Raw genomic sequence first — 26,014 nt, forward strand, 5'->3', positions numbered from 1 at the left:
ACAATACGTTACAAGCAAACTACTTACGGATGCCGGACACGCATTACCAACACTCGCAGACTTCTTATTACGAATATACTTTTATAGTTATTATACGCCTCCTACTAATAGCGCTACATGAAACCTTCTTTAAACCCACGATTCCAACTGACCGGGTTCATTGCCCGAGCCGCCAATCAGCATTCACGGCAAAACGCGAGAACCCGATCAAGGCCGGCAACGAAGAGGGTGCAGTTGAGCTATCGTGTAACGGCTGTCGACGCGCTAGACGGTTCAGCGTTCGCGACAGGTACAGAACCGAAGCCTGACGCATCCGGCCGGATCGCGCGCATTTATACGCTGGGTACCTTGCTGCCCCGTATAAATCATAGGCATCATAAGACCTTATCTCATCTGATCGCGGTGCGCCCCATGACCCACCACCCTGCGCCACTTCCTGCCAACGAAGAAGAACGAGTCCTGTCTCTTGAGCATCTCAGGATACTGGACAGCGCTCCCGAGCAGGACTTCGACGACATTGTGCTGCTCGCTACCACGCTGTGCGACGCGCCCATCGCTCTGGTCTCGCTGGTTGACCGGGAACGCCAGTGGTTCAAGGCCTGCATCGGCCTGGACGTCAAGGAAACCCACCGCGATCTGGCCTTCTGCGCACATGCAATCCTGCAACCTTCCGATGTGCTGGTCGTAGAAGATGCCACCACCGACCCTCGCTTCAAAGAGAGCCCCCTGGTGCTGGGCCCTCCTTATATCCGGTTTTATGCAGGCGCACCGATTCGCACCGATACGGGCCATGCGCTGGGCACCGTGTGTATAATCGATATCTGGCCGCGTGTTCTGACCGAACAACAACGTCTGGCCCTGCTGGCACTGGCCCGCCAGACCGCAGCCTTGATGCAATATCGCCTGCTTACCCAGCAGCGCGACCACCATGCCGCAGAACTGGCCCTGGGACTCGAAAGCGCACAGAGTCAAAGCCTGGCCGTTGAACGCAATCTGCGCGATTCACAGCGGGTGTCGTCATTGGGAATGCTCACAGCGAGCATCGCCCACGACTTCAACAACCTGCTCCAGGCGCTGAGCGCCAGCCTGCAACTTGTCCGCATGCGCTCGCGCCGACCGACCGATGTCGAGACGCTCAGTGACACCGGCCTGCGGGCTGTGGATCATGGTCGACAACTGGTCACCCGTTTACTCGACAGCGTTCGTCAGGACGGCCCCGAACTGATCTGCATCGATGTCAGCGAAAGGATCGATGCCGCCCGTGATCTGCTATTGCGCTCGGCAGGCGACAATCTGGAACTGTCATTCGACCTTAGCGCACAGGGCTGGGGCGTCCTGTGCGCCGAAGCGCAGTTGCACGCCGCCGTATTGAACCTCCTGGCCAACGCCCGTGATGCAATGTCAGGGTCTGGCAAGGTACATATCGCCACCCGACTGGAGTCAGTCAAGGAAGATCCACGATTGCCGGAAGGCGATTACCTGGTACTCAGCGTGGCCGACAATGGCCCTGGCATGGCCGCCGATCTCAAGGAACAGATATTCGAACCCTTCTTCACCACCAGACGCTCCGAACCGGGTGCCGGCCTGGGCCTTGTTCAGGTGCAGGAGTTTGCGGTGAACGCAGGCGGAGGCGCACGCGTCGAAACAGCACCTGAAAACGGGACAACCGTGCATCTCTATCTGAGAATACTGGGGCCGATCAATTTAACGAACTAAGTGTTCAACTACTTCACGAGCGCCGCACGCAGCTTTGTTATTCACTAAATGAATAACGGGCTGCGGAAGACGCATTCAGCGCATGAATTACACCACCATCACGGCAACAATAGCGATGTACTTATTGCGCGTTAGATGCGTGTAGAAAATAAAAGGCATTGGTTCTCTTTTACAAAAAAATACACACGCAACACTGCCGCTTTCCGATTCAGGACTATATTCAATCGACAGCAAACATTCTGTTTGCGCTACTGCCTTGGCAACAGGATGTTTGCTGTGGGACACGCAGTTGCAATGACTGCAAGTTGTACACACATTAATCAAGGAATAGATTATATGTTGAAGCCTCATGGTTTTACGCCACTCGCATTGACGGGCGGCATTCTTGTATCGCTATTGTCTGTCAGCCTGTCTGCCCACGCCGATATCGCCACCGATGTTGCCACTACCGGCTGGGCGACGCAGAACGGTGGCACAAAGGGTGGTTCAAGGGCAGCAGCGAATAACATTTATACGGTAAAAAACGCCGCCGAGCTGAAAGCCGCGCTGGCTGCGTCGGCAGGCAGCAACGGCCGGATTATCAAGGTGACGGGGGTTATTGATGTCAGCGAGGGCAAGCCGTACACCAAAACCTCTGACATGAAGCAGCGCGCCCGCCTGGACATCCCCGGCAAAACCACGATTGTCGGCACCTCCAGCAGTGCCGAGATAAGGGAAGGGTTTTTCTACGCCAAGGAAAACGACGTCATCATTCGCAACCTGACCATTGAGAACCCCTGGGACCCGGAACCGGTCTGGGACCCGGAAGATGGCAGCGCTGGCAACTGGAACTCGGAGTACGACGGTCTGACGGTCGAAGGTGCCAGTAATGTATGGATCGATCATGTGACGTTTACCGACGGCCGTCGCACTGATGATCAGAACGGCACGGCCAATGGTCGTCCAAAACAACACCATGATGGCGCACTGGACGTCAAGAACGGCGCCAACTATGTCACCATTTCGTATTCCGTGTTCCGGAATCACGAAAAGAATAACCTGATCGGTTCAAGTGACAGTAAAACAACCGATGACGGCAAACTGAAGGTGACCATTCACAACTCGTTGTTCGAGAACATTTCCTCTCGCGGACCGCGCGTGCGGTTTGGTCAGGTTCATCTTTACAACAACTACCACACTGGAAGTACCAGCCATAAGGTCTACCCGTTTGTGTATGCCCAGGGCGTCGGAAAAGGTTCGAAAATCTTCTCTGAGCGCAATGTGCTCGATATCAGCGGCATCAGTGGTTGCAGCAAGGTTGCGGCCGACTATGGCGGCAGTGTCTACCGTGATAGCGGGTCGCTGGTAAACGGCAGTGTCATCAGCTGTTCCTGGAGCACCAGCATTGGCTGGACCCCTCCGTACAGCTACACCCCTCTGGCGGCTGACAAGGTTGCGGCCGATGTCAAGGCCAAGGCCGGCGCTGGCAAAATCTGATACGCCGGTTGTACAGGACGATAAAAGACCCTCTCGATGAGGGTCTTTTATTGAGCAGGTTATCGCCGGGCGATGAAACTGCTTTCGTCAGGATCGAGCCCCTCAGTTGACCAGTTGATTGATCTCGATGATCGGCAACATCACAGCCATCACGATCACCAGCACTACGCCGCCCATAATCACGATCATCAAAGGTTCGAGCAGCGCAGTCATGCCCAGCGCGCGGCGCTCGATATCGCGGGAAAGGGTCTGCGCAGCACGATCAAGCATCGGCGGCAAAGCCCCGGTTTTTTCGCCGCTGGCAATCAGGTGAATCAGCAGCGGCGGAAAGACCTTTTCCATCCGCAGCGCCACCGCCAGGTTGACGCCTTCACGGACCCTGGACGTGGCTTCGTTCACCGCCAGACTGAGGCGATCGTTGGACAAGGTCTGACGCGCTGCGTCCAGCGCCCGCAGCAAGGGCACACCGGCAGCACCGAGAATCGCCAGGGTCGATGCAAAGCGTGCGGTGTTCAGCCCCAGCACGAATCGACCGATCAAGGGCAAGCGCAGGATCTGGCTGTGCCATCTCAGGCGCGTAGCCGGGTTGCGCAGGCAGATTCGCCAGCCCCACAACGCCGCCAGCAATACGCCCAAACAGGCTAAGCCCCAGGCACGGATGAAATCACTCGCGGCCAGCATGGCCAGTGTCAAACCGGGCAAGTCCTGACGCGCCTGAGAAAACGCACTGACTATCTGGGGCACTACGTAGCTCAGCAGAAAAATCACGATGGCAATCGAGACCAGCCCCACTACGCCGGGGTAGATGAACGCCGTGAGAATCTTGCCCCTCAGGCCGTTGCGCTCTTCTATGTAATCGGCCAGCCGCTCCATGACCTGGGCCAGATCGCCAGACTCCTCCCCCGCCCCGATCAAGGCCCGGTAAATGTCCGGAAAGTCTCTGGGGCGAGCGGCCAGCGCTTCGGCCAGACGCATGCCACTGCGAACATCGGTGCGTATCGCGCTCAGGGTCTGAATAATGTGTTGGCGTTCGGCCTGCTCGACCGTGGCCCCCAATGCTTCATCCAGCGGCAGCCCGGCACTCAGCAGGCTTGCCAGTTGTCGGGTCACCGAGGCAAGGTCAGCGTCCGAGAGGCGCATACTGAACAGCCCCCCTGCACCATGACTGCTGGTCTGGCTGTCGATCTTTACCTGCAATGCAGTCAGCCCCCGCTGGCGCAGATCAGCCATCACCGCGTCCTGACTGTCAGCGTCCAGATGGCCGGATTCGATCCTGCCCTGCGCATCGGCAGCTTCATAGTGATAGCGGCTCATCAAGCGTCCCGTGTCACACGAATGATTTCTTCCGGAGCGGTGGTGCCATCGCGAACCCAGCGCTGGCCATCCTCGCGCATGCTGACCATGCCGGCATCGCGCGCCGCAGCCCTCAGTGCCTGCATGTCGGCACCTTGATGGATCAGACTGCGCACCTCATCATCAATGCAGAACAGCTCGTGAATGCCGGTGCGGCCGCTATAACCGGTTCCACTACAGCGCTCACACCCCTGCGGGCGCCAGCAGCCTGACGCAGTCGGGTCGGGTTGTCTGCACTGTGGGCACAAACGGCGTACCAGGCGCTGCGCGAGCACGCCAAGCAAAGAAGACGCGAGGAGAAACGGTTCGACGCCCATGTCGACAAGCCGGTTGATCGCCGATACCGAGTCATTGGTGTGCAAGGTGGCAAGCACCAAATGTCCGGTCAGTGAAGCCTGCACGGCGATCTGGGCGGTTTCCAGATCACGGATTTCACCGATCATGATGATGTCCGGGTCCTGACGCAGAATGGCGCGCAATGCCAGGGCGAAAGTCATGTCGATTTTGCTGTTGACCTGAATCTGACTGATACCCGGCAGGTCGTATTCCACCGGGTCCTCCACGGTCAGGATATTGCTGGTGCTGGCATCCAGCCTTGCCAACGCGGCATAAAGACTGGTGGTCTTGCCACTGCCGGTGGGCCCTGTGACCAGCACAATGCCATGGGGCTGGCGTATCAGGTTGTCGAGTCTGGCCAGCACATCAGGGGCCATGCCCAGGGTTTCGAGGCGCAGACGACCGGCCTGCTTGTCGAGCAGGCGCATTACCACCCTTTCACCGTGGCCGGTAGGCACGGTCGAGACGCGAATGTCGATGGGCCGGCCGGCCACCCGCAAGGCGATTCGACCATCCTGAGGCAAGCGCTTTTCGGCGATATCCAGCTGGGCCATGATCTTGATCCGTGACACCAGCGAGCCATGCAACGCCTTGCGCGGCGATACCACATCACGCAGGCTGCCATCGACCCGATAGCGCACCACCGAATGGCTTTCATAGGGTTCGATATGAATATCGCTGGCCTCGTCGCGAGCCGCCTGGGTCAGCAGTGCATTGATCATGCGGATCACCGGGGCACCGTCCTGCGCATCCAGCAGGTCGGTGATTTCCGGGATATCCTGCATCAGCCGATTCAGGTCAGCTTCGTTTTCTGCAGCGCCCACTACCGCCGCCGCGCTGCCGGTGTCGGCGTAGGCTGCGGCCAGAAGCCCCTCCAGTTGATGCGTGCCGACCTGTTCCAGACGCGCCGGACCGAACTGCCGCCGGGCCTCATTGATTGCCCAGCCGGGAGTAGCGTCGCAAACGATCAGCAGCGCCCCTTCGTCAGTCTCACGCAAGAGAATGCGTTGCGCCCTGGCCCAGGCATAAGGCAGCGCACTCATGGCACAGGCACTGCGCGAATGACCGCCCGCGGCATCTGACCGGCAGCAGGCTGCAGGTCAGGAATCGCCTTTGCCGCAGAGGGCAACTGCGGCGCCTGCATGTCCGGCAGCATCCAGTTACGCTCGGGACGCAAATTACCCTGTGCGCGGCGCATGAATTCGTAACGGTTCAGCGTGATGTTGCGCCCTGTGCCGCTGTCACGAATGATGTAGGGACGCAGGAAGACCATCAGATTGGTTTTTCTGGTCGAACGCGCTTCGTTTCGAAACAGTACGCCGAGAAGCGGAATCCTCGACAGCCAGGGCACCGCTTCATCGCTCTGGTTGTACCCGTCCTGAAGCAGGCCGCCCAGCACCATGATCTGCCCGTCGTCCAGCAGGATGCTGGTATCGATGGCGCGCTTGTTGGTGACGGTGCCTGACGCCAGCGAGGCGCGCTGATCGACGTTGCTGACTTCCTGATAGATGTCCAGCTTGACCGTACCGCCTTCGGAAATCTGCGGCCTGACATTCAGTTTCAAGCCGACTTCTTCCCGCTGAACCGTCTGGAACGGATTGTTGCTGGTGCCGCCACCGCCCGTTACATAACTGCCGGTGACAAACGGGATGGTCTGGCCGACGAAGATACTGGCCGCCTCGTTGTCCAGCGTCAGCAGGTTGGGCGTGGACAGCACATTGCTGCCACCCTTGCTCTTCAGAGCGCGCGCGAGCACCTTCAGATCCAGCACCTCGCCAATGCCCGGAATGGTCACCGCGCCCCTCACCACGCCGACATTCAAGCCAGGGGGAAGTACGTCGATGCTGGTGCTGCCACTGGTATTCAAACCGCTGCCGCCAAGGTTCACTCCGCCAAAGCCGCCGCTACCATTCAGGTTGCCGGTTTGCCACTGCACGCCGAACTGGTTCGCATCGTCCTCGCTGACCTCGACAATCAGGCTTTCGATCACCACCTGAGCACGGCGCTGATCCAGTTGATCGATGACTTCACGCAAGTTGCGATACAGCGGCTCCGGAGCGGAAATCAACAGGGTGTTGGTGGTCGAATCAGCCTGGATGGTCACCCCGGCTGCACTGAACGCGGTGTTCTGTTCGGCTTGCTGACTACCGGCTGTGGCAACCGAAGGCGACGCGCTACTCTGGCCATAACCGCTTCCGGCTACAGTCCCGGAGACAGGGCCTGCGCTGCTGTTGCCTTGCACGTCGTTCTTGTTACCGGTGCTGCCCATGCCGCTGAGCATCGTCCGGGTGGTATCGCTGGCACCGCTGTCACTTTCACCGGTCAGCAAGCCCCGCAAAGCCTGGGCCAGCTTTCCCGCCTGGGCATTGCGCAGGTACACAACATGCAGATTGCTCGGGTTGCTCTGGGCGTTGTCCAGCTTGTAGATCAGATTGCGCGCCAGCTCGGTACGCTCCGGGCTGCCGGCGCGGATAATGATGGCGTTGGAGCGGGGGTCGCCAATCACGCTGATCTTCTGGGTCGCGTCGCCGCCCTGAGTATCCAGCAATTCGCTGACCATGCTGGCGATATCTACCGCGATACCGTTGTGCACGGTCACCACGTCGGTATCGATGGCACTGGGCGTGTCGATACCGTCGATGATCTGCGCCACTCGCGTCAGGTTATCGGCATAGTCGGTGACGACGATGGTGTTATTGCCGGGGTAGGCGTTGATCGGGTTGTTCGGCGAAACGATAGGCCGCAGCACCGGAATCAGATTGACCGCATTTTCGTACTGCAAACGAAACGTACGGGTCAGCATGCCGTTCCCGGAAGGTTTGTCGGCACTGTAGACAGGACCGCCAAGCAGTCTGGCATCGGCTTCAGGCACGACGTGAGCCACACCGCCGACATCCACCACACTGAAACCCTGCATGCGCAGCGCGGCCAAGAGCATTTCATAAGCCTGAGAGGCCGGCACCGGCCCTTCGCTGACCAGCGTCAGCGTGCCCGTGACTTTTGGGTCCAGCAAAAACTGCTGACCTGTGGAGCGTGACAACGCCCGCACGACCGATTGAATATCGGCTTCGACAAAATTCAATTGTATGGGCTGGTCACCCAGCGCGCCGTGCGCAGCCACTGTCTTGCGGGTTGGCGTATGGCCGCGTGCGGTGTTCGACAACGTGTGTTTCTGTCCCGGCGCGACGCCCGGTTGCGCGCGCTGGCGATCATGTGTGTCGCTGGCGGGCAAGGTTCTGGCCAACGGTTGACCCAGCTCGCTCTCTAACAGCTCAGGCGGCGCAGGCGATGTGGTGCTGCACGCGCTCAGCGCCAGCAGGAAAAACGGTGCGACGCTGCGACAGGGCAACGTGTAGGTAAAGGCATTCCACTTCATTAAGCTTCCTTTGCGCTCGGCGCCTGATCCATGCGAACAACCCCGGACAGATGACCTGTCAGGTCCTGAGCGTCTTCGCCTGCACGTTGCAGGCTGGCGTCCTTGATGTGTAACGAAAACAATTGCGGCTGCTCCAGCAGCCAACCGATCACTGCGTCGGCTGGCGCGTGATAGAAAGCCAGTTGCCAACTGCGCTCAGCCCCTTCACCGTCATGCTCAAGCTGGCAATACGACCACAACCCGAAGGCTTCAAGGCTGCGCTGCAAGGCTGGCTGCAGATCCTGCGGGCCTGTTCGGCGCTGCGGCACGCTCACCTGCTTGAGCAGCGTTTCGAGCGTCTCGGCCTGGGCGCTCAACACAGGGGTTTGCGCCTGCCAATACGTGATTTTCTTCAGTGCAGGCTGAACCATCAGTAGCCACGTCACCAGGCAGCACAACACCAGCGCGCCTATCGACAGGAGACGCGTCTCCCTGATCGACAGACCGGCCCTGACAACACGCACACGCCCACTCAGTCGCCGCCAGCGGTCGGCGTATGGCTGCCACAGTCGGCTATTCAACGTCGCTCTCCGGCGTAGCGCCGGGCGCATCGGCCGCTTGATCAGGCATCTGGCTCAGGTTCCAGGTGAGACGATCGCGACTGGCTGCCAGACCCACCTGCGCCAGCGAACGCTGCAACGTATCGTCAACAGCAGGCTGGGCGTTATCGGGCAACAGTTGCAGTTGCAGGCGGCCATCCGAATAGGCCAGGCGCTGCACGCTACCCGCCAGGAACGGCAAAGCTTCAGCGGCGCTTTTTACCAGTTGTTCGAATCCGCTGTCGGTGCCGGCGGCTGAACCGCTTTCGAGTGCCGCCACCTGCTGCCGGGCCTGTTGCAGAGGATTGAGAATGACCGGCAAGTGAGGAAAGGCCTGGCTGACCCGCTGCACCATACCGGTCTTGAGTTGCTGTCCTCGGGCAGCCTCGCGAGCGGCGTACAGATTCAAGCCCAGCGCCCATACCCCGACAGCCAAACCGCAGCAGACCCATGCTGCGGTCCAGCCCGATGTTTTGACTTTCGCCGCTCCCGTTCCTGCATGCAGGCTCCAGCCGGGTGACGGCCCGCCCAGGAGCAGGCCAGCCGATGTTTCCGGGCTTGCCGTGCCCTCGTCGTCCAGCCGGTGCAACTCGCGGCCGTTGGCCAGGTGCGCATCAGGGATCTCGGTCAGCCGCGGGTGCACACTGCCTTGCCCGGCACTGTGACGCAGCAGCCAGTGCTCATCCCGCAGCACGACACTGACTTGACCCGGTGCAGGCACAGGCAGGCCATAGGGCGCAGGGTAAAGGCCGCGCAATGACAGACGCGACTGACTCAGCAATCGGCTCAGACGTTCCAGCGCAGTTGACGGTAACCAGCCCAGATAAACAGCCCCGTCGGCATAGCGCGGGCTGCTGGCGATGTGCATCACCTCACTGCCGCCCAGTATCAGTCCCTGAGCGGCTAACAGCGCAGCGCTTCTGATCCGCGACGCAGTCAGCGGCGGCGTTTCGATCCGGGCCAGCAGACTGTCCAGTGGATGCAGAAACGCTTCCACCGGCTGCAGTGCGCCGCCCTGCTTCAAGTCCAGCAAACTGCTCAGGCCGCTTTCAACAACCTTGCCCTGGCTGTCCAGCCGGACGAATAGCAGTGGCGTCTCCGGGTTCAGTTGTTCCAGAGCAGGCAGGGCAATCCGCAACCGGCTCATGCGCCGATCCGTGACCAGATAACACGAGGCACGCTGTCATCGCGCATATACAGCAAGGCCTCCATGCGGGCCTGGCGTCCATCTCTGCGCGCCTCGCCACGGAACACAAACCACTCGCTTGCTACACCGATTTCAAGCCCGTCAGCCGCCTGGGTCGGCACCTGCATGCGAGCGATGATTTCCAGACGGTAGGCAAACCACTGTCCCTTGTCGCGCTCGGCCACCACCGTTTGCGCACTGGGCAATGACAAACCGGGCACCACCGCTGCCAGTACCTCCGCACTCGCTGTATTGCTGTTGACCCAGGTATTGGCTGGCAGAATGCACACGTAGCGTTTCAGCCGCTCCAGTACCTGATCGCTCAAACCCTGCATCCCTTGCAGATCATCCAGGCTGCGCAGTGTCACCGATGATGCCGGGATGGGCTTGCGCATCGCCGAAGAAGTCTCCCGCCCGCTCGCGAATGTCCCGCTGACCGTGCCTGTTACCGGAGTCGAAAAACGTGTGTATGAGCCAAGCACCCGCTGGCTGATGCTCTGGCAGAGAACATCACTGATGGAAATCATCTGACACAAGCGTTCGAAACTGCGCAGTTGACCGATTTCCAGCTGACCATTGCGCAGCAGGTTGCGCAGGTTGAATTTGCCCTGCTGGTCTTCCAGTCGTCCGTGAAAACCTTCTTCAGGTCGATCGGATGGACTCTGGCCTAGGGGCTGCGCCCACGCCTGGCCAGGATGAGTCGCCCGGCTCTTGCGACGTGAATCCCACAACAGCATGCGGCTTGCGTCCAGCCCGGCCATCAGCGCTGCGCTGTTCTGGATACGCGACTGCTCGGCTTCTACCGTGCGAATCATGACGCTCTGACGGGTCAGCATACCGGCAGCGATGACCGCGACAATCGCGACGGTCAGCAGGGCACCGATAATTGCCGAGCCGCCTTGCCTGATTGCGCTTGACGGGTAAGTGCTCAGCGCCATATTCAGAGCTGCCATGAGCCGATATCGGCATTGACACCCTCGCCATCGGGCTGACCGTCGGCACCCAGAGAAAAAAGATCCACCTCGCCATTAACGCCGGGGTTCAGATAATGATAGGGGCGCCCCCACGGATCGTCGGGTAGCCGCTCGATATAGGCGCGCCAGTTGTTTTTGTTGAAGTTGACCGGCCGCTCGACCAGAGCTTTGAGGCTCTGAGCCTGATTGGGGTAAGTGCCGTGGTCGAGGCGATAGAGCTTGAGCGCCTGCATCAGCCCTGCGATATCCTGTCGCGCAGCAGCAGCCCGCGCCTGGTCCGGACGATCAAGAACCCTGGGCACCACAACAGCGGCCAGAATGCCGAGAATAACCACCACCACCATGATTTCGATCAGGGTAAAGCCGTCCTGGCCGCGACGGCCTCCAGACCGAGGCTTGACGCGTGCGACATCCATATCCATATCCATATCCTTGATGATCCTCATCTGTCCCGCAGTGTAGACGCCGCAACGGCGTGACACGATAAATCTGCTCAAACCTTATGGTGAGCCATTCATGAATAATCAGATGCTGGTCCGGTGCTATCGTTTTGTTGCCTGTATGGAGCAGGAGGATTTGCCAGGAGGCACCCATGCTGCAACCGCACAAGGAGAAAGGCTTCACCCTGATCGAAGTGTTGGTGGCGCTGTTGATCATCACCGTGGCAATGGCGGCGGCCGTGCGCTTGAGCGGGGTAATGACCTTCAACAACGGTGTGTTGCGCGACCGCGCCATTGCGCTGCTGGAGGCGCAGAACCAACTGGCCGAATTACGCATGATGGCAAGGCTCAGGCCTGGTTTCACAACCCGCAAGTGCGACCAGGGCAGGCTCTCGCTGACCTGTGAACAGACACTCAAAGCCAGTGCAGACGGAATGTTGATGCGGGTCAGTCTGCGAGTATTACAGCGGGACAATAAAGCGCCGCCACTGGCCCGCCTCGATACCGTTATAGCGATCCGACGCCCGCTGAAAGAGTCTCCATGAGCGTTTCAACGACGCAGCAGGCTGGGCAACTCCGGCAGGCCCGCCAGGCTGGCGACCTTGAATCGTGTGCGCTCGGTACCCTGCTCGATCACTACTCCATCACTCTCGATAGCCACCAGCCGTACATCCCTGGCGAGCAAATCGCCCGCCAGATAGCTGCGCGGCGGTCTATCGTTGACAGTGAGAATCGCCACAGCGCCTTTGATCCCGGCCATGACCCCGCTGACCTTGATCCGGACCTGAAGCGGCTGGTTGGCGAACCACTGTCGGGCAGGACTGCCGACATCCGCAGCGGGAGCGGCGCTTTCCGGCAAAGGTGCACGTACAGGCTCGGGAGCAAGCAACAGCGACGACCAGAGTGCGATACCCGCCAGTGCTGCAATCAAGGCCGCCGATTGCACCAGGCGCGGCGCTGATAATGGATGAAACGAAAATGCCATGACTGAACCTCCTGTTCGTCTGCCGGGGCAGTCTACATCACTGCATCAGAATGCCTGGCACCCGCTTTGATCCGTATACAAGCGTCATCAGGGAGCCACCGATCATGAGTATGGACACACAACGGGGTTTTACCCTGATCGAGTTGATGGTGGTTCTGGTCATCATTGGCATCGTCAGCGCAACGGTGAGCATGAGCATCAAACCCGATCCTGCCGCTTTGCTGCGCAAGGACGCAGAACGCCTTGCACATATGCTGCACATTGCACAGGTCGAGGCCAGGGTCGACGGTCGGCCAATCACCTTGCTGGTCGATGGCAAAGGCTTTGGTTTCGCACGACGTGCCGAGCACGGCGTGGGCTACGACCGCTTCATGAACGACCCGCAGCTGCGTTTCAGAGCCTGGGAAACACCCTCCATACGCATCAGCGTAGACCCGGCGCAGCGAGTGGTGTCAGGTCCCGAATGGATCGTCGCACCGCTGCGCATCCAGCTCTCTGACGGTGAACGATCCTTGAGCCTGCAGCGTAGCGCGCTGGGTCAACTGCAGGTGGTCAGCCCTCCATGAAGGCAAGGCAAAGCGGCTTCACATTACTGGAAGTAATGGTGGCTATCCTGCTGATGACCATCGTCAGCCTGATTGCCTGGCGTGGGCTGGAGAGCATCACTCGCACCGATATCCAGTTACGCGAAAGCACCGGGCACACCGAGTCCGTACTGCGAGCGCTGAACCAGCTGGAGCGCGACGTGGCCATGCGTGCCAGCGTCGAGCTGCAAAAACCGCTGCCTGGCGAAGAACCGGATCCGCAGGCAAAAACGTTGATACCCATCAGTATTCGCAGTGCGGAAAGGAACGGTATGCGACTTGACGTCATTCGCAGTGCGGCCACGGCCGGGGAAGGACTACAGCGAATCCGCTGGTGGCTAAAGGACAACAGGTTGTATCGCGCGGCCGCAGACAGCAGCAATCTCTACCCCCTACCCGCTCCCGATGAAGGAATAGCGGTGCTCGACCATGTCGTCGAGGCAAAAATAAGGGTCTGGAGAACTGTCGGAGGCTGGCAACCGCTCGACAGCCACAAGGAAGACAATCCCGACGGGCTGGAAATTGTGCTCACGCTACATACCCGTAATGGCGGCGAGCGCTATCGAAAGGTGCTGGGGCCGCTGAATTAGCGAGCATTGCTTACAGGCGACTGAGGGACGATGGTTTGAGTCCATTCTGGCGTCACGTCTTCAAAAGGGTCTGCTTTAATCACGCCTCCAGACCTCTCAAGCCCCAATGACGCCTTATCACTGCGCTGACCACCGGCTGAGCGTCGACCTGCAACAGCAGCGCATGAAAGTCAGGCCGGGTGTTATGCAGATGCTCGCGCGCACCGCCCCATCTGGTCACGATGCAAGCCAGAATCTCAACTGCACCGGGATCATCACAACGCCAGAAGCCTGCGTTGGCGAACAGATCCGCGAATGTCTCCCAGTTTTCATGCAACCGCGCGCGGGTGCCGGTTTCGAGTAGCGTAGCCTGCGTTTCGTCGGAGCCCGACAGCCAGCGCTGCGGGTAATCGATAATCCCGATCGGGGCGTAGCAGTTGGCGGCGATGTAGACCAGCGCGCGAAGGGCTTGAGCGCGCAGGGCAGGCTTGCTGGGCAGCAGCCCGGATTCTGGATGCTCCAGTCCCAGATGAATCAGAATTGCAGCGCTTTCGGTGAGCACCGTGCCATCAGCCAGGACCAGCGTGGGCACCTGCAGCAATGGATTGACCCGCCGCAATGCTTCCTTGCCTGGCCCCTCCTCCCACGCACAGGCCCTGAACAAGGTAAAAGGAACCGAGCAGCGCCAAAGCGCTATCTCGATGGCTGCGGACCCCGAACCCTCTGTGCCAAAAAGCGTGTACATGCCAATGCTCCTTGTCAGGTGCTACATGCTCGGTCCGCGCGGTCACACAGACGCAGGAGCAAACAAATGGGCGTGCATAAAGTCGATGAATACCCGCAGGCGCAGGGAAAGGTGCTTGCTCGATGGCCAGAGCAACCTGAAACTTCCGGTGTGCACCGTGTAGTCGGTCAGTATTGGCACCAACTCGCCATTGCGAATGGCCGATGAAATCATGAAGTCCGGCAGGCAGGCAATTCCCAACCCTGCCCGCGCAACATCAACAAGAACTTCCGTCGTGTTGCACACCATCACCTGGGGCAAATCGAGATCATCGGCACCGGCCTCGCGACGTAGCGGCCAGTGTTCAAATTTGCCCGAAGAGGGAAACTTGTGCAACAGGCAGGCGTGTCGACTCAAGTCTGCTGGATGTTGAGGTGTCCCGCGCCGGGAAAAATAGTCCGGAGCGCCGACGATTTTCAATTGAAAGCCCCCCATCCGCCTTGACATCAGGCCCGAGTCGCCGGGGTCTCCCGTGCGCAGGACGATATCAAAGCCTTCCTCGATGATATCGACCATGCGGTCGGAAAAATCGATGTCCAGTTCGATATCGGGATAGGTGCGCATGAACTCGATGATAACCGGCATGACCAGGCCGCTGACCAAGGGCAGGCTGATGCGCAATCTGCCTCTGGGCAGATCCCTGGCATTGCTCAACTCCATTTCTGCCGTTTCAAGCTCCGACAGAATACGGCGACAGCGCTCCAGAAATATCGAGCCCTCCAGGGTCATGGCAATACTGCGCGTACTGCGATGAAAAAGCCTGACACCCAGGCCCTCTTCCAGACGGCCGATACTCTTGCCTACCCCCGACGATGAAATACCCAAGCGCTTTCCAGCCTGGGTAAAACTCCGTGTTTCCGCGACCAGAACAAACACCGCAATGCTACCGAGCGATTCCAATACCCACTCCTATTAAGGACAGCCCTGTCCTATACCTTCGGAACATAAGCCTGTTTTTGTTTACAGACGCAACCCCTAATCTCCCGACAGGGCAACTGCCCTTGGATAAACGCGTGCAATGCACCGAAAACTGCGCACGCTTCACAGGAAAATTGCACATGACTTCAGCAAGCCAGGTTCAAGCATCGTCTGCTACCAGACGCTGGGGACAATTGTTTGCCGCCTGCCTGACAGGCATCCTGATTCCGTTGTGCTTCACTGGCCCTGCCGTGGTTCTGCCCTCGATAAACAAGGCACTGGGCGGATCAGCCGTCGAGCTCACTTGGGTCATCAACGCTTACATCCTGACTTACGGCAGCGCCATGATGGCCGCTGGAAGCCTGACGGATATCTACGGCAGAAAACGCGTATGGCTGATCGGACTGGCGATATTCGTGCTGTCCACCTTTGCCATTCCGATGGCCTCATCCGTCGTGCAGATTGATGTACTTCGCCTGATTCAGGGGCTGGGCGGTGCAGCAGCGTTCGCTGGCGCAATGTCATCGCTGGCCCAGACCTTCCATGGAGCGGACCGCACCCGAGTGTTCAGCCTGCTGGGCACCACGTTCGGGATAGGCCTGGCCTTCGGCCCTCTCGCGGCGGGCTCGCTGGTCGACTCGGCTGGCTGGAAATGGTCATTCCACGCAACGGCTCTTATTGGGGTTGCGGGATTCTTTCTGGTGCTTTTCAGCGCTACAGAATCCAGAGACCCCAATGCCACCGGCATGGACTGGCCAGGGGCGATCAGCTTTACCGCGGCACTGACGCTGTTCACCTACGCAATCCTGCTCGCCCCTGAAGACGGCTGGACCCATCCACTGGTCATGGGCGGCATTATCGGTTCACTGTTGCTGTTCTGGATATTCATTGCAGTGGAACGGCGCGTGGCCAGACCCATGCTTGATCTGTCGCTGTTCAAGAGCGCGCGCTTTGTCGGCGTGCAGATTCTTGCGGCCAGTCCGGCATTTTTCTTTGTCGTGCTGATCATCATGTTGCCAGCACGCTTCATTGGTATCGACGGACTCAGCGCGCTGGAAACCGGACAGATGATGACCGCACTGGCCGCGCCCCTGCTGATCGTACCGATGCTTGCCGCACAACTGGCACGTCGCTTTACCTCCGGGCTGCTGTCCGGTATCGGTCTGCTGCTGGTGGCTGTCGGCCTGCTGTGGCTCGCGCTGGCGCTGGACAGCGGAGCAATCAAAACCGCCTTGCTGCCGATGGCCTTGATCGGCATCGGCATCGGTCTGCCCTGGGGGCTGATGGATGGCATGGCGATCAGTGTGGTTGAAAAGGAACGCGCCGGTATGGCTACCGGCATCTTCAATGCCGTGCGCGTTTCTGCCGACGGCATAGCCATTGCGACCGCAGGCGCACTGCTGGCCACGTTCATTCAGTGGGGCCTGTTCGATGCCCTGACGGGTGTCGCGCCTGATGTGGTGACAAACGCTGCCAACCGCGCCGCATTGGGCGATCTGCAGAATGCGATCAGCCTACTGCCCGGTCAGGCAGAACTGCTGCACCAACAGTACGCCACCGCGTTCCGCAATCTGCTGTTCATTCTCAGCGCCGCCACCGTGCTGACGGCAGTGGCAGTCTTTGTCCTGCTCGGTCGCGTGCGCGCTCATGACGAGCCGCCACTTGAGCCATCCGACACGCTTGATCTGGCGGGAGAGGCCAAGTGAGTCCACATGAAATGACCAGCACACAGCGCCATCCTGCCTTTGCAAAGGTGTTCGCACCGGGCCATCTCACCTTCGGTCTGATTGCGCCGCTGGAGGGCTATCCCGACGCAGCAGCGCCGACCATGAAAAATCACATTGCCCTCGCAAAACAGGCCGACAAAGCCGGTTTTGCAGCACTCTGGCTGAGGGACGTACCGCTTCTCGACCCGGGTTTTGGCGACGCAGGCCAGATATTCGACCCTTTCGTGTATGCAGCACTGCTTGCTGCGGTGACCACACAAATCTGCATCGGTACAGCCGGCATCGTACTGACGCTGCGCAATCCGCTGATGGTCGCCAAACAGGCCTGCAGCGTTGATGTGTTGCTGGAGGGACGCTTCCTGCTGGGGGTGTCGACGGGTGACCGGCCCAGCGAATACCCTGCATTCGGCGAGAATTTCGACACACGCGCAGAGCGTTTCAGAGAGGGTGTCGAGATGCTGCACGCGGTGACCGAGCACTCTTTTCCGGCCTTCACATCGCGCCACTACGGGAAACTCAATGGCACGCTGGACCTACTGCCAAAACCTTTTTTCGGGCGACTGCCTATGATCGCCATCGGCCGCTGTCAGCAGGACATCAAATGGATGGCCAACCATATGGACGGCTGGATATGGCATCAGAGTGGCTTCAATACCTTACCCGACGTGATCAATCATTGGCGCGATGCCAATGAGCAGAAACGGTTCAAGCCCTACGGTTATGCGACGTTCTTTGATCTGGAGGACAACAAGGACGCACCCATGAAAGTCGGCCGTGGCATCAGTACCGGGCGCAACGCCCTCATCGAGCTGTGGCAGCGTCAACGGGAACAGGGTGTTTCGCATGTTGCGCTGAACCTGAAACCACTGAGACGTCCGGCCACGGAAGTGTTACAGGAGCTGGAAGAGTATGTGCTGCCGTATTTCCCGACCCGACGCAGTGAGCATGCCTGAGCGAGTATTTCGCCTGCACGGCCACTGTCGGCAAAGGATCTAGCAGGGAAGAACGACATAAAACCGACCTGGGAGGTCATCATGCGCACTGAAAAAGCTTATCCGATAAAACCTAACCCGATGCGTAGCAGCCGCAACAAGATACAGCTAGGTGTTTTCTCCACTAATACCGAGGGCGGCTGCACCGTCACCAATGCGCCGGAACGCCTTCGCGGAGACGATTGGGCAGGTAATCTGGAGATCGCCCGGGTGGCCGACGATGCGGGGTTTGAAGCCTTCATACCGGTAGGCCGCTGGAAAGGTTTTGGCGGCACCAATAACACTGGCGGTGTCTGTTTCGAAACCTACACCTGGGCTGCCGGTATTGCCGCCCTGACCAACCAGATTGCCGTGTTCACCACATCGCACCTGCCCACGGTTCATCCGCTGTTTGCAGCCAAGCAGGCGGTGACCATCGATCACATCAGCAGCGGGCGCTTCGGGCTGAATATTCTGTGCGGCTGGTACGGCGCGGAAATGCGCATGTTCAACGGCGAGATGATGGAACACGACAAACGCTACGACTACGCAGAAGAGTGGCTGCACATTGCAAAAAATGCCTGGGAGCAGAAAAAACCGTTCGACTTCAAAGGTGAGTATTTCAACATCTGCGCTGCTATCTCGCAGCCCCAACCCCTCAACACTCCCTATCTGATCAATGCCGGCGGGTCGCCGCGCGGCAAACTGTTTTGCGCCAAACACTGTGATGCGGCCTTCCTGATCGTCAAACACCTGGACGGTGAAGACGCCGTGCGTCAGCAGATTGCATCCTACAAGGACCTGGCGAAGCAGGAGTTCGACCGCGATATAAAGATATGGTGTTACGGCTACGTGGTGCAGAAGGACACGCAAGAACAAGCGGACGAATACCTGGACCATTACGCCAACCAGCTGGGTGACGATGAGGGCTGCGATATCATCACCCGCGAGCTGGGCATTCAGACCGGTATTTTCACTCCGGAAGACGCGGTCCGTTTTCGCTTTCATTTCAAGGCAGGGTTTGCAGGCGTGCCGCTGGTAGGCACTCCGGAGCAGATCGTGGAACTGTTCAAGAAATATTCTGACTGGGGGATCGATGGCATCGCACTGACATGGCTGGATTACCACGAAGGCATAAAGGATTTCGTCAGAGAAACACTGCCATTGATGGAACAGGCGGGCCTGCGCGAAGCAATCACTGTCGAGACAATCACTCCGAGAGTAGCCGCCGAGGTAGCCTGATGATGAGGACGCCCTGGCGTAGTTAGCCAGGGCGTCCTACCAGAACGGTTTAAATGGCCAACATGCGTTGTGGATTCAAAAGCGTCATCTCGGCACGGCGCTCGCAACTCAAACCGAACGCATCGAACCACTGCCCGCTCATCGACAGCCACTCGTGCACGTCGATCTGACTGGTCTGCCCAAGGTCCGAGCTGTAGACCACATTGGGAACATGACTCAATACCTTGGTGAAATCCTGCCGGTCCTGATAGCCCAACAAGTAGGTCAGCGCCGTCTGTTCGATGTAGACCGAGGGTTCACTGCCAATCACCGCAAGCTCGGCTGCTTTCAGACCGGTCAACGGGTTGGCAGGCTGATTGAGCATCAGCCTTGGCACACCGATGCGCAGTGATTCCTCGATCAGCATCCTGACTTCATCGGCGTCGGCATGCCCTGTCGAGATGACCAGCGGATAGTCACGGGCCATTTTGAGAATATCCAGCGTCTGCGGTGTAAGACGTCCGTTCTGTGCTGTCACTCTGGCAGGCTTGATGGGCTTTTCGCGCAACAGCGGATGGCTCAGGTTGCGGGCCAGCGTGCTGGCATGCGTTCTGCCGGTGACGGTTGGCAAGTGCACAATGAAACGTCCAGGTTCATCGCCGCGCAAACACAGACTGCGCTCGACCACGCGGTAGTCGATGCCGCCAGCGATTTCGTTCAGAACCACTGAACCGCTGACCGGAAAACCCTGATTGCGTGCTTCCCATGCCTGGGCCGCCGTGCAACCCAGGTGATTTTTCAATACGACCCGGCCCTGCACCGCCGCGTAGCGCCTGCCCGCCTCTATCGCGCCATGACGGCGAATGAACGCATCAGGATTGGCGTGGTAATGCACATCAATGAAGCGTGGCTCCTCGATCTGACTCATTGCACACACTCCGCACTGGCGATCAGAAATGTATCGATGCTCTCCAGCACCCGGTCCAGATCATCCGCCAGCGGACGCATCCCGCCATCTGGCACACACAGTGAGCGTTGTTTGTGGCCCTTGGTACGCAGCACATGACCCGCCCCCACCAGTTGCGACTTCCCGCCAAACACGCTCAGCACACGCCCTTTGTAATCGAGCAGGCACTCACTGATATCCAGACCGCTCAGTAGCCGGAACCCCAGGGTCAGACGCTGCCCCTGGGTTGAAAGCGTTGCGTCATTCTCGCTGACGGACGGGTGCTCGTGTTTCTGGCCTTCAGGCAACACCAGATCGTCCAGCAGGCGTTTGGCTTGCTCGACATGCCCTTGTTCTGCCAGATCCGCCATACGTCCCAGCCTGGAATCCAGCAGCGCATCGGCTTTGGCGGGAGAAGAAAGCAGCAACAACGCAGGTGTCGAACGCAGTAATGAAGTGCCTGCCAATGCCTGTACCAACGCACCACCCAAGGCCACGCCGACGAGTACATCCGGCACACCCCAAGGCTCTAGCGCGCTGACCCAGCGCTGGGTAAACCCGTCAAAGTCTTCGCCCGCCTTGACCGGCAGGGACAGGGAATCAAAAACCCTGACCTGATAACCCGCCGCAGTGAAATGCTCGATCAGCGGTTTGGCGAAGCCACCCGCGTCCCAGACCGGCATCACCGGTGAAAGAATGAATACGCTTGATTGCCCGACACCGAAGGTCTGGCAGGTGATGCAATGACTCATGGCTTTTGCTCCTGCAAAAATGACAAGACCCGCTGTTTCGAGCGGGTCCGGTCGTTGCTCCATCGTGAGGGTTCCATCGTGACGGATCAGCGGGTCGCGCGCAGACGTTCAACACTGGTGGCATAGCCGCGCAGGGTTGACTCGATAATGAGCTGTGCGGGCAGCACCTCCTTGATCAGGTCCGCCACCTCGCCGGCCCAGATCGCCCTGATACTCACATCATCGGCCGCCAGTGCTGCTTCATACTCAAGACGCAATTGATCGGCTGATGCAGCAAACGCCTGCTCCTCACCTACCCAACTGTCGGAAAATTTATTGGCGATCACTCGTCCGCTGTAGCCCTGCGGCCAGTCGATGCCGCGCACCTCATCGAAGATCCGGGTTCGCACCGTATCGCTCGCGACAGCCTGCACCAGGCGCTGTTTTACCCGTTCGGAAGGCAGTGCTTCCTTCGAAGCCAGAAAGCGCGTCCCCATCATCACGCCATCCATGCCGAGCGCAAGCGCAGCAGCCATGCCACGGCCATCGGCAATCCCGCCGGCACCGATAAGCACAACATCGTCACCCACCGCGTCGCGAACTGCCGGAAACAGCGGCAATGAAGCTCGGCGCAAACTGTGACCACCCGCCTCGGCGCCTTGCACGATCAGCGCATCGGCACCGGCGTCCAGCGCTTCTAGCGCCTGGTCGACGTCATGCACCTGAACGATGACTTTGGCGTTGGCCTGTTGAATGGGCCGGACGAAAGGACGTACATCACCAAACGACAACGCAACCACTGCCGGGCGGTACTCGAGAGCCAGCTGAAGCAATTCGAACTGCCTCGCCACGGTAAACATGACCAGGCCCACACCCCATGGTTGCTGCACGTCGTGCATCATCTCCAGTTCACGCGCCATCCATTGCGGATCGCCGTAACTGGCACCCACCAGACCAAGACCACCGGCCCGGGAAACTGCAGCCGCCAGACGCCCTCCGGACGCCCCACCCATCGGTGCCAGAATCAGAGGATGTTCAATTCCAAGAAGAGAAGTCAGTGCTGTATTGATCGTGGCCATCGCCTGATACCTGTGAAAATCCGAGTGAATGTCAGACGAAGGCGACGTCTAAGCAGCCTTCGTCTGCAGCTAATGGATCAACCCGCTTTTTGTAATGCAATTTCAGGGGTGATGTACTCGGCCACGTTATAGAGGTGATATTCCCAGGTACCGGTTTCCTTTAACCGCGAGTATCGCGACAGAAACTCTTTGTCGGTAAACAGCGACTCGAACTGACTGCGATCACTCCATTGCGCCTGATTGATGACGGTCTTGCCGTCCGTGCTCTTCATCAATCGGCTCCATTTGAACGCACTGTAAGTACGTGCGACATAACTGACCGTTTCTTCGAGAATCTCGATAGCCAGATTCTGAGCACCTTCATTGACCTGTACAACATTGATCAGATACACCGCCTTGTCATCGGTGACGGAGTGAGCATCGAACAATTCCATTTTCATAATCAGTTCCATTTATAAAAAGAAGTATAAGAACACGTAGTCAAGCCAGAAGCGGTGTTGAAGCCGCCGGTTTACCGTCTTGCCAGAGCAGCGGTGAAATCACCTCGGCCACTGCCGTTTTCTCGACCAGCCCGATAATGATCTCGTGAGTGCCGCAGGTCATTCGTTGGGCCACCGAACAGAAAAGCGTCGCCTGGGCGGTACGCAGATAAGGCACCCCCTGGTCCTGCTGCCAGTCTCCGCTTTCAAACCGCGCAGGCCCGTTGACTGCTCCGCCAAACACGCTGACCAGTTCGGCCTGCCCGGTTTGCAACAGATTGACCGAGAACTTTCCCCGCTCAAGCAAAGGCAGGTAAACGCTGGCGCTGTGATTGATGCACACCAGAATGGACGGCGGGTCACTGCATACCGAACTGACGGCAGTGGCTGCCATACCGTAAGGCGTGCCTTCATGTTCGGTCGCCACAAGGGTGACGGTCGACGTCAGGCGGCGCATTGCTTTCTTGAAGGCAGCGATATCAATGTCGGGAGACTCGAGTGCGCTGTGTCGAGTGTGAGGTTCTGGCACATTTGCGTGTGCTGCCAATCGGGAAGCCTGATTCATGGCCGTTCTCCCACGCTGACTTTTTCAGCGTCCGTCAGCCAGGGCTGGTCGTAACGATAGGTGCTGCGGGCATTCTCCAGGGTCGAGCCCGTGGATATGGCCTCGATAATCCTGCGCTCAGTCTGCTCGACCGCCTGAGCACGGCGTACAACCTCGGCGGCCAGTTGCTGTGGAATCACCACGCAGCCGCTGCCATCACAGACCAGAAGGTCACCGGGCCGGACAGTAACGCCATCAATGACCACAGGCACTTGTACCGCTTTGAGTTGTGCGCGGTTCTTGGCGGACTGCATGAAACGGCCACGACTGAACAACGGATAGTTGCACCTGATAACGGTATCGATATCACGTGCCACGCCATCGATAACAGTGCCTTTGATGCCGTTGGCCAAAGCGAAGTGGGTCATGATATCGCCCCACACCGTGCAGTCATGACGCCCGGCGTTGGAAGAAACAATCACCGCGCCGCAAGGCACCTGATCGATGTAGTTGGCCGCCCCCTTGAAGGTTGTTGGCGCATCGACCGCCTCGTACTGCACGGTGAACGCAACACCGACACAACGAGTGCCCGGCACTTGCGAAACAATGCCCGACAGCCCTCCGTTGATCCCGAGACTGTCCAGTGCATCAGACAGCGAAGCGGTATCCAGATGTTCACATGCGTCCAGCACGGTTTGCGTAATTGCCACCGTTTCAATATGCGCTGACATGACGTTCTCCCTGAGCTGAGGTCTGCCCGGTGCGGTACCCGACAGAGCTGGCCTGCAACTCGATGCACTGCTGGACAATCGCTTCGCCCACCTGGCCTGTGGTGTGGGAACCGCCAAGGTCGTAACTGCGTACGCCAGATTGTGAAACCAGGCTGACGGCGTGAGTAATACATGCCGCCTGTGCCGGATATCCCAAATGTTCCAGCATCAGTGCAATGGCCATGAACATTGCGCTGGGGTTGGCCTTGTTCAACCCCGCATGAGCAGGTGCACTGCCATGTACAGGTTCGAAGTAAGCACCTGAATTGCCAAAGTTGCCGCTAGGCGCAAAACCCAGGCCACCCATTACGCCAGCGCCCAGATCGGAAAGGATGTCGCCGAACATGTTCTCGGCAACGATCACCCCGAAGCGATCGGGCCGTTGCACCATCCACAAGGCAACCGCATCGACATTTTCGATGACACCGGTTATGTCCGGATAACGCTGTGCAATTTCTTCAAAAATACCCCGTGCAAACGCACTGCTGTGTCGCAGCACCATCGGCTTGTCGACAAACGTGACCCGGGTGAAGGTGTTCTTGCGTGCGTAATCGAATGCGTATTCAAAAATACGAGTCAAACCACTTCGCGTCTGCAGGCGCAACGTGACGGTCGCATCCTGCTGCCCTGCTCGCTGCCACGGCGCGCCAAGTGCTTCGCGCTCTTCAAGCAAGGGCACCAGCGCATCGGGGACATGCCCGAAGTCCAGCCCGGCATAAAGACCTTCGGTGTTTTCTCTGATCACGACAAAGCGAAATCTGTCTTCACCGGTCATGTCGGTAACCGGGCGTACATTGGCGTACAGGTCCAGGTTCTGCCTGAGCTGAATGACCGGGCTGACGTAGCGGCGGTTCTGGCCCTGAAGTGCCAGGGGCAGCTCTGCTTCCGCCTCTGCCAGCGGCTTGCTGGTTATTGCCCCCAGCAACGTCGCGTCACAGCTGGCCATGACTTCCCAGGTCTGAGCAGGAACCGTTTCACCCTCGCGCTTCCAGCATTCCCAGCCAATATCCGCCGGTATCAGATCAAACGGCAGGTTCAATGCTGCAATCACCGGAAGCGCCGCTTCCATGACCTCAATGCCGATACCGTCGCCGGGCAGAATGCATATACGCTTGCGGGATATGTGAGCGGTCATAGCGCAACTCCTTTTACGCCTTTCGAAATGTCGCTGAAGATATTCGACAACGCCGCTCGCGGAGCAAGACGCGCCACTTTGTCCTGTTGATGCATGACCTCGATCGCTCGGTACTCGGAGGTCAACTGAAACCGTTCAAGCGTGTCTCGCACCCGCTGACTGACATCGTAGGGGAAGTTGTAAGTACCCAGAATGATATCCATCAGCGGGCTGGGCATATTGTTATGCGGTATCGAGCTGGCCGTGACACCGGACAATTCGATCACCTTGACCAGGTCAAAACCGTGGCTGACGCCAATACGCTCCAGATAAGCCACCAGCATGCTCAAGTGAAGATTCCCGGCGCCTTTACCCATGCCGCAGATGGACGTGTCGATGTATTCAGCACCGGCCTCGATAGCCGCCGATGCATTCGCCAGCGCCAGCGACAGATTGTTATGGGCGTGAAAGCCCAGCGGCACCAGCAACCGGCTTGCGAGGCGACTGAACAGCCGATGCACATCGGCTGGCAGCATATGACCGTTGGAATCCGCACAACAGATGATGTCCGCACCGGCACCCTCCGCACGAGCGGCCGTATCGAGCACGGCTCCTGGCGTCTGCGATGTCACATGCGTCACATTGGCGCTGACACTGAAGCCGTGATCACGGGCCAGTGACAAGGTCGCCAGCCCTTCATCCAGTTGATCGCGGCGCAGACAGACGCGGATCATCGAAACACCCTGCTCCTTGAGCATGGCGAAGTCATCTGCCGTGATGTTTTTCGGGTGAACCATCACTGCCAGCTCAATGCGTCCAGCGGCGGCCTGCGCAATGTTCTCAATAAAGCGTGCGCCTACATCACTGGTCAGCCCGTGCTCGCCCTTCGGCGCAAATGATCCCTTGCAGTAACCAATTTCACAGAGGTCGACGCCTGCATCCGCCAGGCCTGAAGTAATAGCCCGAGCCTGGTCTTCCGTGAAGTTGAAGTTGTTTCGATAACCACCGTCACGCAATGTAACGTCGAGAATCTTTATGTCGGCCATGAGAATCTCCGGCTGTCCTTAGGGTGTAAACAGGGTGCTTGAGATGATCTTGCCACTGCCTCTATTCTTGTAGTTATCCAACAGCGCCGCACCTGCAAACATTGCCGAGCC

Annotated in this window: 26 protein-coding genes; 8 read left to right on the forward strand and 18 right to left on the reverse strand. The window is 58.8% G+C overall.

Features of this window, described 5'->3' with window-relative positions; translation table 11 throughout:
* The first annotated feature begins 411 nt into the window (after positions 1 to 411).
* Positions 412 to 1,716, forward strand: a complete 1,305-nt coding sequence (locus KP808_RS14445) for a sensor histidine kinase (protein WP_230016366.1) — start codon at positions 412 to 414, stop codon at positions 1,714 to 1,716.
* Positions 1,717 to 2,052: 336 nt separating this feature from the next.
* Positions 2,053 to 3,192, forward strand: coding sequence for a pectate lyase family protein (locus KP808_RS14450; RefSeq protein WP_058402223.1), 1,140 nt, complete (start codon positions 2,053 to 2,055; stop codon positions 3,190 to 3,192).
* A 102-nt stretch (positions 3,193 to 3,294) separates the two neighbouring features.
* Here the strand turns inward: KP808_RS14450 and gspF are convergent, their stop codons facing one another.
* The 7 genes from gspF to gspG are packed head-to-tail and all read right to left on the reverse strand — an operon-like array spanning position 3,295 to position 11,411.
* Complete coding sequence (gene gspF, locus KP808_RS14455) at positions 3,295 to 4,506, reverse strand: type II secretion system inner membrane protein GspF (protein WP_230016367.1); 1,212 nt, start codon at positions 4,504 to 4,506, stop codon at positions 3,295 to 3,297.
* On the reverse strand, positions 4,506 to 5,924 hold the full coding sequence (gspE, locus tag KP808_RS14460; RefSeq protein ID WP_058402221.1) for a type II secretion system ATPase GspE: 1,419 nt from the start codon (positions 5,922 to 5,924) through the stop codon (positions 4,506 to 4,508). The genes gspF and gspE overlap by 1 nt, the downstream gene beginning before the upstream one ends.
* Positions 5,921 to 8,257, reverse strand: a complete 2,337-nt coding sequence (gspD, locus tag KP808_RS14465; RefSeq protein WP_230016368.1) for a type II secretion system secretin GspD — start codon at positions 8,255 to 8,257, stop codon at positions 5,921 to 5,923. Before gspD ends, gspE begins: the two co-directional genes overlap by 4 nt.
* Positions 8,257 to 8,805, reverse strand: coding sequence for a type II secretion system protein GspM (gene gspM / locus KP808_RS14470; protein WP_230018891.1), 549 nt, complete (start codon positions 8,803 to 8,805; stop codon positions 8,257 to 8,259). Before gspM ends, gspD begins: the two co-directional genes overlap by 1 nt.
* 4 nt (positions 8,806 to 8,809) lie before the next feature.
* Positions 8,810 to 9,982: a type II secretion system protein GspL gene (gspL, locus tag KP808_RS14475; RefSeq protein ID WP_230016369.1), complete on the reverse strand. Its 1,173-nt coding sequence runs from the start codon at positions 9,980 to 9,982 to the stop codon at positions 8,810 to 8,812.
* Positions 9,979 to 10,974, reverse strand: coding sequence for a type II secretion system minor pseudopilin GspK (gene gspK / locus KP808_RS14480; RefSeq protein ID WP_058402217.1), 996 nt, complete (start codon positions 10,972 to 10,974; stop codon positions 9,979 to 9,981). The genes gspL and gspK overlap by 4 nt, the downstream gene beginning before the upstream one ends.
* Positions 10,962 to 11,411: a type II secretion system major pseudopilin GspG gene (gspG, locus tag KP808_RS14485; protein WP_230018893.1), complete on the reverse strand. Its 450-nt coding sequence runs from the start codon at positions 11,409 to 11,411 to the stop codon at positions 10,962 to 10,964. The genes gspK and gspG overlap by 13 nt, the downstream gene beginning before the upstream one ends.
* A 176-nt stretch (positions 11,412 to 11,587) precedes the next feature.
* Here gspG and gspI point away from each other — a divergent pair, with 176 nt between their 5' ends.
* A complete protein-coding gene (gspI, locus tag KP808_RS14490; protein ID WP_230016370.1) occupies positions 11,588 to 11,980 on the forward strand; it encodes a type II secretion system minor pseudopilin GspI in 393 nt (130 codons plus the stop codon).
* 5 nt (positions 11,981 to 11,985) lie between these two features.
* Here gspI and KP808_RS14495 read toward each other — a convergent pair whose 3' ends face one another.
* On the reverse strand, positions 11,986 to 12,420 hold the full coding sequence (locus KP808_RS14495) for a general secretion pathway protein GspC (protein WP_122259497.1): 435 nt from the start codon (positions 12,418 to 12,420) through the stop codon (positions 11,986 to 11,988).
* A 104-nt stretch (positions 12,421 to 12,524) separates the two neighbouring features.
* On the opposite strand from KP808_RS14495, the gene KP808_RS14500 reads away from it, so the two are divergent.
* Positions 12,525 to 12,986, forward strand: coding sequence for a prepilin-type N-terminal cleavage/methylation domain-containing protein (locus KP808_RS14500; RefSeq protein ID WP_058408200.1), 462 nt, complete (start codon positions 12,525 to 12,527; stop codon positions 12,984 to 12,986).
* Complete coding sequence (locus tag KP808_RS14505; protein ID WP_230016371.1) at positions 12,983 to 13,594, forward strand: PulJ/GspJ family protein; 612 nt, start codon at positions 12,983 to 12,985, stop codon at positions 13,592 to 13,594. Before KP808_RS14500 ends, KP808_RS14505 begins: the two co-directional genes overlap by 4 nt.
* A 79-nt stretch (positions 13,595 to 13,673) precedes the next feature.
* Here KP808_RS14505 and KP808_RS14510 read toward each other — a convergent pair whose 3' ends face one another.
* Both KP808_RS14510 and KP808_RS14515 read right to left on the reverse strand, forming a co-directional pair.
* On the reverse strand, positions 13,674 to 14,318 hold the full coding sequence (locus tag KP808_RS14510) for a glutathione S-transferase N-terminal domain-containing protein (protein WP_230016372.1): 645 nt from the start codon (positions 14,316 to 14,318) through the stop codon (positions 13,674 to 13,676).
* A 42-nt stretch (positions 14,319 to 14,360) separates the two neighbouring features.
* On the reverse strand, positions 14,361 to 15,257 hold the full coding sequence (locus KP808_RS14515; RefSeq protein WP_230016373.1) for a LysR family transcriptional regulator: 897 nt from the start codon (positions 15,255 to 15,257) through the stop codon (positions 14,361 to 14,363).
* A 158-nt stretch (positions 15,258 to 15,415) separates the two neighbouring features.
* Between KP808_RS14515 and KP808_RS14520 the strand changes: the two genes are divergently transcribed.
* The 3 genes from KP808_RS14520 (at position 15,416) to KP808_RS14530 (ending at position 19,215) form a co-directional block, all read left to right on the forward strand.
* A complete protein-coding gene (locus KP808_RS14520; RefSeq protein ID WP_230016374.1) occupies positions 15,416 to 16,981 on the forward strand; it encodes an MFS transporter in 1,566 nt (521 codons plus the stop codon).
* Between the two features lie 11 nt (positions 16,982 to 16,992).
* Entirely contained in the window at positions 16,993 to 17,955 is a 963-nt protein-coding gene (locus tag KP808_RS14525; protein WP_230018896.1) for an LLM class oxidoreductase, read from the forward strand.
* Positions 17,956 to 18,036: 81 nt separating this feature from the next.
* On the forward strand, positions 18,037 to 19,215 hold the full coding sequence (locus KP808_RS14530) for an LLM class flavin-dependent oxidoreductase (RefSeq protein WP_230016375.1): 1,179 nt from the start codon (positions 18,037 to 18,039) through the stop codon (positions 19,213 to 19,215).
* A gap of 49 nt (positions 19,216 to 19,264) precedes the next feature.
* Here the strand turns inward: KP808_RS14530 and KP808_RS14535 are convergent, their stop codons facing one another.
* The 8 genes from KP808_RS14535 to KP808_RS14570 form a co-directional block, all read right to left on the reverse strand.
* Positions 19,265 to 20,122, reverse strand: coding sequence for a DUF6282 family protein (locus KP808_RS14535; protein ID WP_230016376.1), 858 nt, complete (start codon positions 20,120 to 20,122; stop codon positions 19,265 to 19,267).
* Positions 20,119 to 20,892 carry a hypothetical protein gene (locus tag KP808_RS14540; RefSeq protein WP_230016377.1) on the reverse strand — a complete coding sequence of 258 codons (774 nt, stop codon included), beginning with the start codon at positions 20,890 to 20,892 and terminating at the stop codon, positions 20,119 to 20,121. The genes KP808_RS14535 and KP808_RS14540 overlap by 4 nt, the downstream gene beginning before the upstream one ends.
* Before the next feature lie 86 nt (positions 20,893 to 20,978).
* Positions 20,979 to 21,950, reverse strand: a complete 972-nt coding sequence (locus tag KP808_RS14545) for an NAD(P)H-dependent flavin oxidoreductase (protein WP_230016378.1) — start codon at positions 21,948 to 21,950, stop codon at positions 20,979 to 20,981.
* 77 nt (positions 21,951 to 22,027) lie between these two features.
* A complete protein-coding gene (locus KP808_RS14550) occupies positions 22,028 to 22,390 on the reverse strand; it encodes an antibiotic biosynthesis monooxygenase (RefSeq protein ID WP_046719277.1) in 363 nt (120 codons plus the stop codon).
* A gap of 40 nt (positions 22,391 to 22,430) precedes the next feature.
* The gene (locus KP808_RS14555; protein ID WP_230018897.1) at positions 22,431 to 22,913 is read right to left on the reverse strand and encodes a flavin reductase family protein; all 483 of its coding nucleotides are present in this window, start codon (positions 22,911 to 22,913) and stop codon (positions 22,431 to 22,433) included.
* A gap of 77 nt (positions 22,914 to 22,990) precedes the next feature.
* A complete protein-coding gene (locus tag KP808_RS14560; protein ID WP_230016379.1) occupies positions 22,991 to 23,704 on the reverse strand; it encodes an RraA family protein in 714 nt (237 codons plus the stop codon).
* On the reverse strand, positions 23,688 to 24,878 hold the full coding sequence (locus KP808_RS14565) for an isocitrate/isopropylmalate dehydrogenase family protein (RefSeq protein WP_230016380.1): 1,191 nt from the start codon (positions 24,876 to 24,878) through the stop codon (positions 23,688 to 23,690). Before KP808_RS14565 ends, KP808_RS14560 begins: the two co-directional genes overlap by 17 nt.
* On the reverse strand, positions 24,875 to 25,903 hold the full coding sequence (locus tag KP808_RS14570) for a beta/alpha barrel domain-containing protein (protein ID WP_230016381.1): 1,029 nt from the start codon (positions 25,901 to 25,903) through the stop codon (positions 24,875 to 24,877). Before KP808_RS14570 ends, KP808_RS14565 begins: the two co-directional genes overlap by 4 nt.
* Positions 25,904 to 26,014: the final 111 nt, after the last annotated feature.

Origin of the sequence: Pseudomonas savastanoi, from assembly GCF_020917325.1 — a bacterium.
GTDB classification, from domain to species: Bacteria; Pseudomonadota; Gammaproteobacteria; order Pseudomonadales; family Pseudomonadaceae; genus Aquipseudomonas; species Aquipseudomonas amygdali.